Source organism: Cupriavidus sp. 05L310 (genome assembly GCF_056398185.1).
Map to the genome: position 1 here is coordinate 64470 of NZ_JBFTOX010000023.1, position 13139 is coordinate 77608.

12 protein-coding genes are annotated in these 13139 nt (G+C 62.5%); 2 read left to right on the forward strand and 10 right to left on the reverse strand.

Translation table 11 applies throughout. The features are described 5' to 3' along the window. Positions 1–7: 7 nt before the first annotated feature. From AC1DS6_RS18070 to AC1DS6_RS18100, 7 genes are all read right to left on the reverse strand, one after another. Positions 8–1162, reverse strand: a complete 1155-nt coding sequence (locus AC1DS6_RS18070; RefSeq protein WP_477102883.1) for an acyl-CoA dehydrogenase family protein — start codon at positions 1160–1162, stop codon at positions 8–10. Positions 1163–1200: 38 nt separating this feature from the next. Continuing rightward, complete coding sequence (locus AC1DS6_RS18075; protein WP_441626167.1) at positions 1201–1449, reverse strand: acyl carrier protein; 249 nt, start codon at positions 1447–1449, stop codon at positions 1201–1203. Positions 1450–1553: 104 nt separating this feature from the next. Further along, a complete protein-coding gene (locus AC1DS6_RS18080; protein WP_441626169.1) occupies positions 1554–2957 on the reverse strand; it encodes an undecaprenyl-phosphate glucose phosphotransferase in 1404 nt (467 codons plus the stop codon). Between the two features lie 106 nt (positions 2958–3063). Continuing rightward, positions 3064–3735, reverse strand: coding sequence for a phosphatase PAP2 family protein (locus AC1DS6_RS18085; protein WP_477102867.1), 672 nt, complete (start codon positions 3733–3735; stop codon positions 3064–3066). Positions 3736–4379: 644 nt separating this feature from the next. Continuing rightward, on the reverse strand, positions 4380–4691 hold the full coding sequence (locus AC1DS6_RS18090; protein ID WP_441626173.1) for a hypothetical protein: 312 nt from the start codon (positions 4689–4691) through the stop codon (positions 4380–4382). Between the two features lie 100 nt (positions 4692–4791). Then, the gene (locus AC1DS6_RS18095) at positions 4792–5250 is read right to left on the reverse strand and encodes a DNA-binding response regulator (RefSeq protein ID WP_441626175.1); all 459 of its coding nucleotides are present in this window, start codon (positions 5248–5250) and stop codon (positions 4792–4794) included. Positions 5251–5447: 197 nt separating this feature from the next. After that, positions 5448–6305, reverse strand: a complete 858-nt coding sequence (locus tag AC1DS6_RS18100) for a response regulator transcription factor (protein WP_441626177.1) — start codon at positions 6303–6305, stop codon at positions 5448–5450. A 507-nt stretch (positions 6306–6812) separates the two neighbouring features. On the opposite strand from AC1DS6_RS18100, the gene AC1DS6_RS18105 reads away from it, so the two are divergent. Then, on the forward strand, positions 6813–8459 hold the full coding sequence (locus tag AC1DS6_RS18105) for a phage integrase family protein (RefSeq protein WP_441626179.1): 1647 nt from the start codon (positions 6813–6815) through the stop codon (positions 8457–8459). 54 nt (positions 8460–8513) lie between these two features. On the opposite strand, the gene AC1DS6_RS18110 is transcribed toward AC1DS6_RS18105, so the two are convergent. Both AC1DS6_RS18110 and AC1DS6_RS18115 read right to left on the reverse strand, forming a co-directional pair. Further along, positions 8514–9530: a ParB/RepB/Spo0J family partition protein gene (locus tag AC1DS6_RS18110; RefSeq protein ID WP_441626181.1), complete on the reverse strand. Its 1017-nt coding sequence runs from the start codon at positions 9528–9530 to the stop codon at positions 8514–8516. Positions 9531–9532: 2 nt separating this feature from the next. Next, entirely contained in the window at positions 9533–10192 is a 660-nt protein-coding gene (locus AC1DS6_RS18115) for an AAA family ATPase (RefSeq protein ID WP_035875292.1), read from the reverse strand. A 365-nt stretch (positions 10193–10557) separates the two neighbouring features. Between AC1DS6_RS18115 and AC1DS6_RS18120 the strand changes: the two genes are divergently transcribed. After that, a complete protein-coding gene (locus tag AC1DS6_RS18120; protein ID WP_006159056.1) occupies positions 10558–10761 on the forward strand; it encodes a cold-shock protein in 204 nt (67 codons plus the stop codon). A gap of 301 nt (positions 10762–11062) precedes the next feature. Here AC1DS6_RS18120 and AC1DS6_RS18125 read toward each other — a convergent pair whose 3' ends face one another. Further along, positions 11063–12157 (reverse strand): replication protein RepA, encoded by a 1095-nt coding sequence (locus AC1DS6_RS18125; protein ID WP_035875187.1) that lies wholly within the window; start codon positions 12155–12157, stop codon positions 11063–11065. Positions 12158–13139 lie beyond the last annotated feature (982 nt).

A 13139-nucleotide genomic window follows, 5' to 3' on the forward strand; every position in this document is an offset into this window, starting at 1 on the left:
GTTTCTTTCAGGAACGATCTGCCAGCAGCAGGTTGGCGGTGTTGGCCAGGATACGGTCGTCATTGATCATCAGGGGCGCGGACCACAGATCACGCAGATGACGGCCGAGACTATAGGGCGTGCCATGTTTGTAGCCGGCCATGCCGCAAACCAGCATGGCCTGGTGCACCACCTGCAGCGCCATCTCCGAAACCGAAGTCTTCAAGCCGTTCATCTCAGCCGCGAGCGAGAACGAAGCCGATACCGACGCGGCAACGTGACGCTGGCGCTGACGCGCAAGGGCTAGCCCGAGCCGCCCTTCGATCATCTGCAACTGGCCCACCGCCTCCGCGACATGGGACGCCGAGGGCGGCAGCGAACCCGGTCGCGCCCTTGCCTGCCCCCGGAAGAGATTTTTTGCGCGTTGGACCGCGTCGCCTGCGATGCCAAGCCAAAGTGCGCTCCAGAGGATATGCGAGACCGGCGTCATGGTGACGTCGGCGATCTCGCCAAACGCAACGGGCAATACCTGGGCAACCTGCCCGGCCGCTTCAAGCCGGAAGCCGTTGCTGCAGGTGCCGCGCATACCCAGCGTATCCCAGGTATTAAGGCACTGAAGCGTGTAGTCGCCGTGCAGCACGCACACCAGCACCTGGTCCGACGGCGAAGCATCGGCGTGCCGCCGCGCGGTCACGAGGATGCCATCCGCGTACGCACCGTATGAGATGGTGGGCGCGATCTTCAACAGGTGGAATTGGTCGCCGTCGGCGTCGACCGCGCAGCCGCTGTTTCGCAATGCGCCGCCGATGGCTTCCTCCGAGGTGGCGGAGGCCAGCAGAAGCTGCTCGGCCGCGATGCGGGCAAGCAGGCTTTCATGCCACGGACTACCCGCGCCGTGCCCGGCCACGCATGCCACCTGGATCTGGTGCATGGCGTAGATCATGCCGGTGGACGAGCAGGCGGCGCCGAGGATCTGGCAGATGGCCGCGATGGTATCGAGCGATGCTCCCGCACCGTCGTATGCGGTTGGCACCATGGCGCCAAGCAGTCGCTGATCACGCATGGCGGCAAGGGCCTCGTGGGGAAACCTTGCCTCGCGATCTACCTGGTCCCCGTGCTCCGCCGCCACCTCGGCCACGACATGAGCGGCAGCAATCAGCGCCTCGCCGGACGCCGGATCCATGCCAGGCTGCGCCAGCTCCACCCTGGCCAGCGGCGGGCTCACGCTGCCTCCTGCTGCTTGATCTGCTGCACCGCGGTGGCTAGGGAATCAATGCTACGGAACAATTGCCGCGTCAGCATTCGGTCCGGAATCTCGATATCGAAAGCGTTCTCGATGGCAAGCATCACATGCACGGTCGCCAGGGACGACAGGCCTACCTCGTAGAGATCTGTGCCATCGTCCAGCCGGTCTGCCGGAACCGTGAGTCTCGCTACCTCGCCAAGGATGTGACGGATCGTTGCTTTCATGCTGATCTCCAGCGATTGAGACGGGAGCCATTGAACATGGAATCGCCTTGGCGGGGCGTGCGTTCCCCCACCAATAGCGCGGCGAGCGGGGGGATCGCACGAACTCAGAACGCGCTTTTGCCGGTCCATCCGTGCACTGCGGTTCGCAGGATGATGGAGATGTCCAGCTGGAACGACCAGTTGCGGATGTAGTAGATGTCGAACTCGACGCGCTTGCGCATCTTCTCGACGGTGTCGGTCTGGCCGCGCAGGCCATTGATCTGCGCCCAGCCGGTGATGCCAGGCTTGACGCGGTGCCGGAGCATGTAGCGGTCGATCAGCTCCTTGTAGAACTCATTGTGTTCCATCGCATGGGGACGCGGACCGACCACCGACATCTCGCCCCGCAGCACGTTGAGGAATTGCGGCAACTCGTCCAGGCTTGTGCGGCGCAGGAAGGCACCGATGCGCGTCACGCGCACGTCGTCGCGCGTGGCCTGTGTCACACCGGCCTCCTGGTGCACCACCATGGTACGGAATTTGTAGACATTGAACGGAGAGCCGTCCATACCGAGCCTTCTCTGGCGGAACAGCACAGGGCCCGGAGAAGACAACTTGACCAGGAGTGCGATGGTCAGCAGCACCGGCGACAGGCCAAGCACCACGCACAGCGCGAAGACCCGGTCGAAGCTCGCCTTCAACAGCCCGGTGATACCGGACACAGGCGGACTGTTCAGGTCGATCACCGGCATGCCGAGGAAGTCGCTGAATCGGTGGCCGAGCAGTTCCACCGACATGATATCGGGCACCCAGCGCACGTCGACCATGTCATTGCGGAACTGGAACACCACGTCATAGAGGTCGCGGCAGGCCGCCATCGGCAACGTCAGCCAGATTTCGCGCACGCCATTGCTGCGCACAAAGGCACAGACATGCTCCAGCGACTCGAGCCGCGCTACGCCCACCGGGATCGGCTTCTCGCGCTCATCGTAGATGCCGACCACATCGTAGCCCGCGCCGCGGATGCGCTGCACGCGCTGGTACAACTCATTCCCAAGGGTCCCATAGCCGAGGATAACCACGCGCTTGGCATTGAGGCCTTGTTCACGCACGCTGCCCAGCATGCTGTACAGCACCAGGCGCGACGCCACCAGCGCGGCGGCGACGCCGAGCAGCCAGGTCATGGACCACAGCCGGGAGAGCGCGGCAACCTGGTGCATCAGGAAGACTGTGACCAGGCCCAGGAGACAGACCGCGCACCATGCTGCCACCGTGCGCAGCGCCAGCGCAGCCAGGCTGCGGCCGCGCCAGGAACTGTAAAGGCCGCAGGCGGGAAACACCAGCAATGCGCCCACCGCGCACAAGGCGATGAGGAAGCCGTGCACCGGTGAGGCACCGCGGATGCCGTAGGGGAAGAGCAAGGCACCGACCGCCACGCCGCAGGCAGCGATGATGACTGCATCGGCGATGCGGTACAGGATTTGCAGGGCGGCTTGCCGCTCGGCTACAAAGGCTCGGACTGTCGACATGATTGGCCTCCACCTGGCATACCCAAGCAGTGATGGAGACCATGATTGCGCCGCAAGGGCGCCACGTCTGTTTGCTTACGCACACAGACGCCGGCCCCGGCCAGCGTCAGCGCATCAGCGGCACCGGTGCGAGGTGCGTCAACACCTGCTCGTGCCCGCTCTGCAATGCCCAGGAGCTCCATTGTCCGCGCTGGAAGGGCTTGTCACGCCCGGCCAGCCGCGTCGCGAGCACCTCCAGCCAGTGATGCGTAGGCGCGGCGACGCCCGTGACGGGTACTGCCAGCAGCAGCAAAAGCACCAGGCTTGCCGCCACGACCGGGGCCGAGCGTACCGGCCGTGCCGAGCTCAGGATAAAGGGCAGGCTCACGCCAAAGCCAAGGATGAGTCCGCTCAGGACTTCGGAGCTGGAGTGCGCGTCCAGTTCCAGTCGCGAAAAGCCGACCAGCAACGCGAGCAGCATGCCCATGCAGCCGGCGCCAAGCGCAAGGCGTTGCCACGCGTTCGGGACCAGCAGATAGAGCAGTGCCGGCAGTACCGATGCGGCCATCATGCTATGCCCCGAGAAACCAGTGAAATCGAGCGCGGCGCTGCCGATGCCCCAGCCCATGAACGCCAGCTTGGAGACCAGCACCATCGCGGCTGCCACGCCGAAGCTCAGGAACCACCGCCACGCGCTGGCGATAGCGCGGGTGTGGAAGAGCCAGGCGGTGATCAGCATCGCGCCCGGCAGCAGCAGGGAGGTCTCGCCGAAGCGAGTGATGAATTGCCAGTTAAGCATGATTGCGCCGAGGATCGAGTACGCGAGAAAAGTAACACAGTTGAGCCATTTTCCAGTCCCCGCCATCGGCCGGCGGCAGCATCTCCACCCAGCCAAAAGCATGACAAGTCGCAGATGTGCCGGACAAGTAAAGCGGCTGGTCCGTTGCGCCCATTGGGTTGGCGGACATCGCGGGCGCCGCGGCCGACACGCGGTGCGCTGCGTGGCGGATGCGGCTTCTGGTCGATAGGCGTGGCACCGCTGTTTGACTATCGTCTGAAGAGTGGCCCGCCGAGCGGAATCGTGCCGGCCACTTTAGAGCCCGCATGGTCCCCCGGTCGGCGGGCTCTTTTTTTGCTCGCGGTTCCACGGCAAGCGTGCCGATACCGATCAACGCCGACGCAGGCGGGCCGCCAGTCCCGCGCCAGAACAAAACAAATAGGCCACGGTCCGCCACTTGCGCTACGCGGCTGTTACCGTGGCCATCAAGATCCGGCGCAGCACGCGCTGCAACCGAAATGCGCGTGTGCGCATCCGGATTGGCATACGCACCGGATCGCTCCGGTCCCCCGAACACGCGCTTTTCGCCCCCCTTTGCCTTGTCGCCTTGCGACGTCACGATGCTCGCCGATCGTAGCGCCTTGCCTGGCTGGTTAGCGCCGCCGCTAGCCCGTGGCCACGTCATTGCGGCCATCGCATGCCTGCTCGCTCGCTACCACCACGCAATACTCATGGCGGGCAATCAGTCCAGCCCTGACGGTTGCCACCTGCCGGCGCGCTTCCTGCTCGCCGGCGAAGGTCGCCGCGGCGATGGCTGCCGCCTCGCAGCTATAGCGCCGGCCATGCAGTTCGCCGCGATAGAGCAGTGGCCCATCGCGTCCGGTCGTCAATCTGATTTCGTAGCAGCATGCCCACTTGCCCCGGCCTTCGGGCACGGCGAAGCCGCGCACAACCAGGATGTCCACTCCCGCGTCCATATGACCCCCTCTGCAACGCGCGGCGGCCGTATTGAATTTGATATTCCCGGCTTCGCTACCCGCGCGCCTTCAGCATAGTTGCCAACGCTGCCGCCCGCCCTCATCCCCTTGCCGTAGATCCACCTGAACCAATGGGGGAAGGAGCCGGCGCGGGTGTCATGGAGAAGGCTCTGCGGGGAAAACACTGGCCGCCGGCGCGGACCAGCTCCACCGCCGCGCGCGCCTGCTCGGGCGTGGCCGGCACGGTCAGGCACCCGCTCGCGCCAAGGCGGGCGGCATAGCTTGCCACCCCGGAGCCAGGCGCCTCGCACAGGATCAGCCAGCGCCTTGGCGCCAGGCGCGCGCAGAGGGTGTCGACAAGAACCTGCGGGTCGGCGTCCGTGCCGCTGCAATCCAGCAGCGCGAAATCCACTGGAGCCGAAGGCATTTCCGCCGCTGGCGCATCCAGTAGCCATTCGGGAGTCTGTGTCAATACCGGCGTGAGTGATGAGATTTCGCGAAGGTGGCGCAGCAGTCCGCGGCGCAGCATCATATTGTGGGCGAGCAGGAGCGTTGTCATCGACTCGGGTGGACGCGGGTGGACATCCGGCCGGCAAGCACAGGGATCGCCTATCGCATGCGGCACTTGTCAAAAGCGTAGCAACTACAACAAAGCGCCGCCTCGTGCGTTTGGATGAGGCGGCTCATGCCAACGATTGAAGCGCTTGCGGGTTGCCATGCCCCCGCCGGCCAGGCGGGGAGCAGGCGCCGCGCTGCTCAGGCGGCCGCCTGGCAAACAGCGGCGAAATCAACCAGTTGGGCGGCGCCGCGAATCGGCGCGGCGGCAGCCGGGCCCGGCCAGCTCAGTTTCGCGCCGCGCTGCAACGCCACGTAGACCGCCTCGCCCTTGTTGCGTACGTGCAGGCGTTGATACAGGGTGCACGCATGGGTCTTGGCCGTGGCCACGGAAATGTTCAGCAAGCGGCTGACTGTCTTGATCGGATAGCCGCGTGCCAGCAGTGCCAGCACCTCGTACTGGCGTTCTGTAATGTTGAGCAGATGCGAGCCCACTGATGGCGTTTCAGGCTCCGGTGCCACATCGGATGCGCGGCGCGACGGATGTTGGGCTGCGGTTGCGGCCTCGCTATCCGCCTGGCCGGGCCCGGCCCGCACATGCAGCGCCGTTGGGGCGTGGCGCGCATTGTCGGTCGGCCACGCCGAGACGCCATCGGTGCCATGCGCCGCCTGCGCGCGCGCGGGGAAACACTCGCCATCGGCCAGAACAAGGCGGATCGCCGCGTCGAGCATCTCGGCGCTGCAGCCCTTGGACAACACGCCCCGCACATTGTCTGGCATCCGAGCGCTGATCGAGTGGGATGGGATCTGGTCCGACAACACCAGTATCCGCCTGGGCATCAAGGTCTGGCAGATGTCTCCCAACGACTGCCAGCCTGCATCCTGGTCCGGCGGCAAACCATAGACCAACAAATCGGCATGGCAGAGCCATTCGGCAGGATGGGGCAAGGAAGTCGGATCGATGTCGACCAGATCGCCGTGGAGTCCAGCTTGAGTTAACAGATGGCGCAGACCCAGGCGCAGCAGAGGATGTGGCTCGATCAAGAGGATTGTGGCCATGGCCGCTCTCTTTTATTGTTTCGGCATGGCGAGCCCCGCGACAACCCGCACATGCTAACGGAACTGACCGCTATGTTGCGGTTGCAGTCCCATACGATCCGTCCCGTCTCCAGGCCATGGCAGCGCACCCGTCCAGGTTCCGCTGCCCGACTGACCATCCCGTGGAGTCGTTTCGAATCGCCCCGTTTGCGTTTTTTACGCTTTAGATGTTTCTTAAGTCAGAGTTAAAGAACTCTGACTCTGGGTATCAGGATATGCACAGGTGGGGGTGAATGCAAGAGAGGGTTACACCCGTCAAAGGGTGTCGCGCGATGCCAACCGCGCCATGTACGCTACCGAACCGCGCGACGTCGAAACCTGTGGCAGGCGCGATTCGGGGATGGCCGCACGGATTCGGCGCTATAATTATCGGCATTAAATTTCACTATGCATTTCTACCCGGATGCATTTAGCGATCGCTTAAGTGCCTTATGAATCAATATCTTAGCTGCCCGTTTGGGCGTTGTCATGCAGCCCGGTAAGGCCCCCAATCTGAGTCTCACCCGTAGCGAATTTGCGGCCGTCCGCGCCTACGTGCAGGGTATGCCGGCCGCGATGGTTGCCGGGCGCTACCTGTCCGACGACGGCGATGACGACGCCGGTGGCGAGTCCGCACTGCGCTTGCTGCTCGGCCTGCGTGACCGCATGGTACAACTGGCGCACCTGCATAACAGGCAGGATCTGGCCGAGTTGCTCGAGCTCGGCCCCGGCCGCTCCAACCGGGGCATGGACCGGCGCGTGGAAGCCCTGGCCGAACTGGAGCGGCTCGGCACCGCACGGCCGCGTGCGGATCATGGCATCGAGCTATGGTTTGCTCCCGCCCTGGCGCGACGTTTACGCGCCCAAAAGATATCCAATCTGCACATTTTAGTCGAACTCGCCAATCGCCACGGCAGTGCGTGGTGGCGCTCGGTTCCGCGTATCGGGGCGCTCGCCGGGACGGTCATCAACCGCTGGCTGGCCGATCATCGCGATGTCGTCAGGGACGAGCGGGGCGAGCCACTGTTGCGCGAGCATTTTGGCGCCCAGGGCCGCTTGACGGAGGCCGCGCTGGGGCCCCGGCTGCGCCAGCTTGTGCCGTTCGAACTCATGCGCGAGGAGGGGTCCGCGACAGCGCAGATAACCCAACATAATAGTGATGTAACAGGCTCTTTTAGTAGCGATCTTGCGGCCGTCCACGGGTGGCTTGCAGCCAATCGCGCGCAACGGAGTACCTGGTTGGCCTATCGCAAGGAAGCCGAGAGGCTGCTGCTCTGGTCCGCAATGGACCGGCGTAAGCCGCTGGCCGCGTTGGACGGCCAGGATCGTTTGGAGTACTTTGGGTTCCTGCGCAATCCCGGCCCCGTCCGGCTATGGGTCGGACCGCGCGCTCCCAGGGAATCGGCAGCCTGGCGTCCGTTCACCGGTCCGCTGTCGGAAAGCAGCGTGCTTCACGCGTCGCGCATCCTTGGTGCGCTATTTGAGTGGCTGCAGATTCAGGGGTATCTTGCGGACCATGTCTGGCAGCCCGAGACACGGGCCAACGCGCAACGTGCCGCGGTGCCTGCCGGCGTGGGCAGCCCGCTCTCGCTCGATTCCCTTTCCCGGTTTCTGGAGTGGCTGGCTGCTCGGGGGCGGGACGCCGAGGGGCTGCGGTACCGTGCAGCCGAGGCCGCGGTTCGCTTGCTCCAGGAGCAACATATTGGTTTTGCCGACCTGACGACATTCACGCGCGACAAGCTCGGCATGGCCGGCGAACCCGGCTGTGGAGATGAAGCACTCAGCGCTCCGGCACGCATCGCGCTGGAGCGTCACTGGCAAGACCGCGGACTGGACTGGCACGGTCAGGCTGGCCAACCGATCGTGCTGATCGGACCTCCCCGGCTGCCACCCACCGGGCGAGCCAGGCGCAAAGCCGACGTGTCGCCAGGTGCCGGTTACTCGGTGCGGGGCCTGCACGCGCTGTTGAGCCAGGCGATCGAACGCTATCGCGAAGAGGAAGATGCGGGATTCGCGGCGCGCTCTCCGCGTGATCTTGCGGGGCGGCGAACCCGCATGGCACGGGCCGGCGCGCGCGGGCCCGATGCAGGGGCCGCGGCCGGTATCATCGCGTCGGGGACACCGGCCATCGGATGACGCCTCGTGGACGAACGTGCCGCGGCGACCGTCCCCTATGCTGCCGCCCAGCCATCAGCCCGCAGGCTTGTCCAGGCCGAAGCGTGCCTTGAGTGCCTCAACCAGGGCTTCGCGGGCGCCGCGATCGCCCACCTGGACGTCCAGCATCACGCGGCCGGAATCCCACTCCTTGATCGTTCCCAGCAATAGGCCACCATCGCTCCGGATCTTATATTGGCGACTGATTTCCTTGATCTTGCGCGCTTTTCCTTCCTGTGCATGCTTGCGAATGGCCTCGACCTCGCGGCTGGACAAGCCTTCCGCCATGATCCGGGCAGCGAGGTCGCGGGTACGGTCCTCTCCCACGATCTTGCAATATAGAGTCAGTTCGTAACCGGTCGCAATGCCGATTGCACTGGGCCGCTCGCGCATGACACCCAACACAGAATCCGGGAGCCTTAACAGCGCCAGGGTCTTGTTGACGGTCCCGGCGGACATGCCAGTCAGCTCGCAGATATCTTCCTCCTTCTGGACCTTGCCTTCGTCGAGGAGTTGCCGCCAAGCGATTGCATTGTCCAGCGCCGACTGGTCGGAACGCTGTTCATTGAGCAGGAAGGACAAGCGATAGAAATCGAGATCGCTCAGGTTGCTCTCGACGAAACATTCCATCTCGAGCTTTCCCGCCGATGCCAGCGCGCGCTTGCGGTAATGGCCATCGATCAGGATGTAGTGCCCTGGACGCGCCGGATCCGGCGTAGCCAGGCCCGGCGTCTTCTGACCATGCGTGGCTATGGAAGCGGCCCGCTCCTGGACCACCACCGGATCATAGATGCGGCGCGCATTGAACGGATTGTCGTGCAGTTGCGCCAGAGGAACCTTCATCAGGATCCGCCCGTCCCCCTCGTCCTCCATCTCACTTTCAGCGCTGAAAATGGGATTCGGCTCGCGGCTGCGCGCTTGCAACAGACCATTGGGATGCTGCGAAATTGCCGCTTCGGCACGGGCAAAGCGGTCGAGCGCGTCGCCCCGCGTCTTTTCGGCCGCCATTCCGGCCAGCATGCCTGCCTTGAGGCTTTTCAATTTTGTTGCCATACCTATTGCTCAATCAAAGACAAGACTTCGTCGACCATCATGTCGACTTCCTGCACGGACTCGCGCGCGCCCGCCACACCATGCACCGTGCACCCGATCGCCTGGCATTCGCGGAAAGCCGAACGTGAGCCGATCATGGAATGCATCAGGGGCACCTCCGAATCGTCGCCCAATATTTCAATCGCCTGGCGTGCAATGGAAACGCGCCGCTGGACCATGTTTGCCATCACGCGGATGCGGAGCGTCTCGTTCTGGACCTGCGCATGCTGGGCCAGCGTCTTGGCCGCCACGGCAGCCCAGAGATCGGGAGGAGACGGAACGACGGGAATGATCGCCAGATCGGAGATCAACAGGGCGCTTGAGGGAGCCGCCGAATGCACGGCTGGGGGGCAGTCCACCACGATGTAATCGTAGTCCTGCACAAACTTCCTGACCTCGCGATGCATGGCACCCCCAGACGGGGCCAGGCCGATTACCGACGCTGGAAAGGGTCGCTCGTCGCTCGCCTGCGCGGCCCAACGCGTCGCGGTGCCCTGCTCGTCCATGTCTACCAGCATCGAGCGTGCGCCGCGCAAACCGAGCGTACCCGCGAGATGCATGCTGACCGTGGTCTTTCCGCACCCGCCCTTCTGGTTAAAGACCGTGATGATTTTTGCTGGCACTAAGACCTCTCTTTCAGCGCTGAAAGCGCGATTAACTCTAGCCGCAACTTTAGTCAAAGTGACGTGCTGGCTCAACTGTTTTTTGAATTTATATTTAAAATATAAAATTAGTGGAAACATTTCGCTTTATGGAAATGAAAGATTTCCACTTGAAATGCGGCATGAAATACGCCTAAAGTATCGATAGTGCGTCTTTCGGCGCACATGACACAACTAGACAAACTGGTTATGATGCCCGCTACAGTCGAGTCAAGTCGTGTCACCTCGTCGGCGTCCGTTCGGTAACTACGAGAACTTAGCGTGCTTGAACGGTTGTTAGCGTTGTTAGCGTTGTGTACAAGAACTTGCTTCGAAAGGAAATTCACATGGCAACCGGTACGGTCAAATGGTTCAATGAGACCAAGGGCTTTGGCTTCATTACCCCGGACGACGGCGGTGCGGATCTGTTCGCGCACTTCTCCGAAATCCAGGGTTCGGGCTTCAAGACGCTCAAGGATGGTCAGCGCGTCACGTTTGAAGTAAAGCAGGGCCCGAAGGGCTTGCAGGCATCCGCCATCAAGCCGGCCTGATCTCACGAATCACGCCGAAATCGCCGATCACGCGAGGCTCCCGGGCCATGCGTGGTCAGCAAAGCAAAAGGCAAGCGTTTTCGCTTGCCTTTTGTGTTTACACAGCCGGAAGGCCACGCCTCCCCGACCGCCTGTTCCTAGGCACCGTCTCCGCGACGGCTCCCCCATCGGAAGTGCCCGCCAGGCAAGACCCGCGGACAGCCACACGACGCTCCCTTCGTCCGCAGGCACAATATCCTCCAGTAACAAAAAACCCGCGGGCTGGATCAGCCCGCGGGTTCCGCACCACGTGTGGCCAGGATCAGGCCAGCTTGCGAACGCTCGTCCGGGAAGGCTGCAGGATCAGCGCCTTGGAGGAATCGGCGTCCACCTTGGCGCCTGGATAGACGACCAGCACATCCTTAAGCGCCTTGCGGAACAGTGCGCGGAATTTACGCTCGCTCTCGGTTTCCGTGCCGAATTGCATCTGCAAGGCTTCCCAGGGGATCTCAGTGCGGCGCTGGATCGTGAAAAAGCGGTAGGTTAGCCAGGAGTAAACATCGAGCGCGAACGGGGATTGCTTGAGTGCTTTCAACGCACGCATATCCACCGGAACTGGCCGATTAACCAGTTCATTGAAAAACGGCTCCGACAAGACCACGAAACTCTCGAACATGGACCCCTGGCCAGGCTGCATGGGATCCCACCACGTCGACAGCTGGTCTGCCAGCAGGTAGCCAACACGGTCAATCGAAAGGGGTTCGTGGCTCTGGTTTTGGTTCTGGCTGGGCGTTGACTTGTTCTGGACGATCGCAATTGTGGCGGAGAACAGACGGATCATCTGTTGCCGCACCAGGGTCATGGTGCCGCGTTTACCTCCTGTGGCCATCGGAATGCCCAGGTTATACATGAACTCGGACAAGGAGTTGCCAAGCGAGATGCGACGGTCCTCTACGGTTCCCGTAAACTCGCCTCGCTTTTTCTTGGCCATGATTTCCTTGCCGATCCAGGCAAGCATAAGGCGCGGATAGGAGCCGTAGGGATACCCGAGCGACACCGTCTCGGATACCAGTTTCTGGCGACCATTGCTCGCTTTTTCTGAACGCTGCTGAGTGAAATAGCCAGGCTGGATCATCAGCGAAATATTCCCGCTGGTCCGCGTCCACACAGGGGGAGCACCCTTTGGCGCCCGATAAGGCAAGGTGACTTGCACACTGGCCCGGCTCAGAAAGCCGACTTCGCCGCTTTGCCAGGCGTCTTCACGCTCCATGGCCTGGGCTTCGTCAAAGAGCCGCTGGAATTTTTCGGACGGAACCAGACTGTTCTCGTCGCCGGGAACGATGATGCGGGAGGGCTCACTGTCCACATCGGCGGGACCGCGAGACCCAAGGATGGTCTGGTTGCGTTTGATCGGCATATTGGCGTGCTTCGGAATACCCGACTTTTTACGCGAAGCCAACAGCCTTGTCACGCAGAAACGGGTTCAGTAGACGAATTTCCTGCAATGCCGCGTGTTTTGGGGTGGGGGGGTCTCCAGACTGGTCGCATGGTTGCCGGCGGTGGGCAACCCCGGAGGGTTGTCCACGGACGGCAACCCATCAGCTACCGGTAAACGATAAGAGTATGGGTTAACTACTTGTAAACCGTATACGGAGCCCCCAAGGCTCTGATTCTTAAGCGGAAATATGGCCTCGCCGAACCCGATTCTGCGTGAAACCGTACTCGATTCTGCGAAGTGCTGTACCTGATTCTGCGGTATACCGAACCCGTTTCAGCGCAAAGCCCGAACCGGTTTCTGCGGGGATAAGTCGCTGTTCCCACAGGCTTTTCCACAGCCACCCGAGCCAAAAGCGTACCCGTTTCTGCGCATCAAGGGCGCTTTTCGTCACGTATGCCGTTGGGATCCGGTTTGCGGACTAGTTATCCCCGCAGAAACGGGTACGCCGCCTATCCCGCCACAGCCCTTTTTCATCGCGCCCGTACCCAATTCTGCGTAACAAGGGTGCTTGCCGTTCCATTTCCGTACCCAATTCTGCGTGGAGCTATTTGAAATCCGAGGTTCGGCGCCCTGGCGCACTCAAAACGTACCCATTTCTGCGGCGTACCCAATTCTGCGAATCGTGGATTCCGTTGCTTCACAGTGCTTGGCGTACCCGTTTCTGCGGGCCCAACAAGCCAGGTTTCCGCTCACCGCGTACCCGTTTCTGCGTATATCCGTTGCCACTATTTCCCGCAAGCTGGTTCTCCTTTCCATTATACACAAGCTTCTTACTGAAAGCGAGTACTTGCACTCAAGGATCATAAATAAATTAAAGGCTTTCCGGTGGCGTACCCGTTTCTGCGTGCTGTTGGTGGTGAGGGGATGGTGGCGTGCCCCGGCGGCGCGCGATGACTTGACG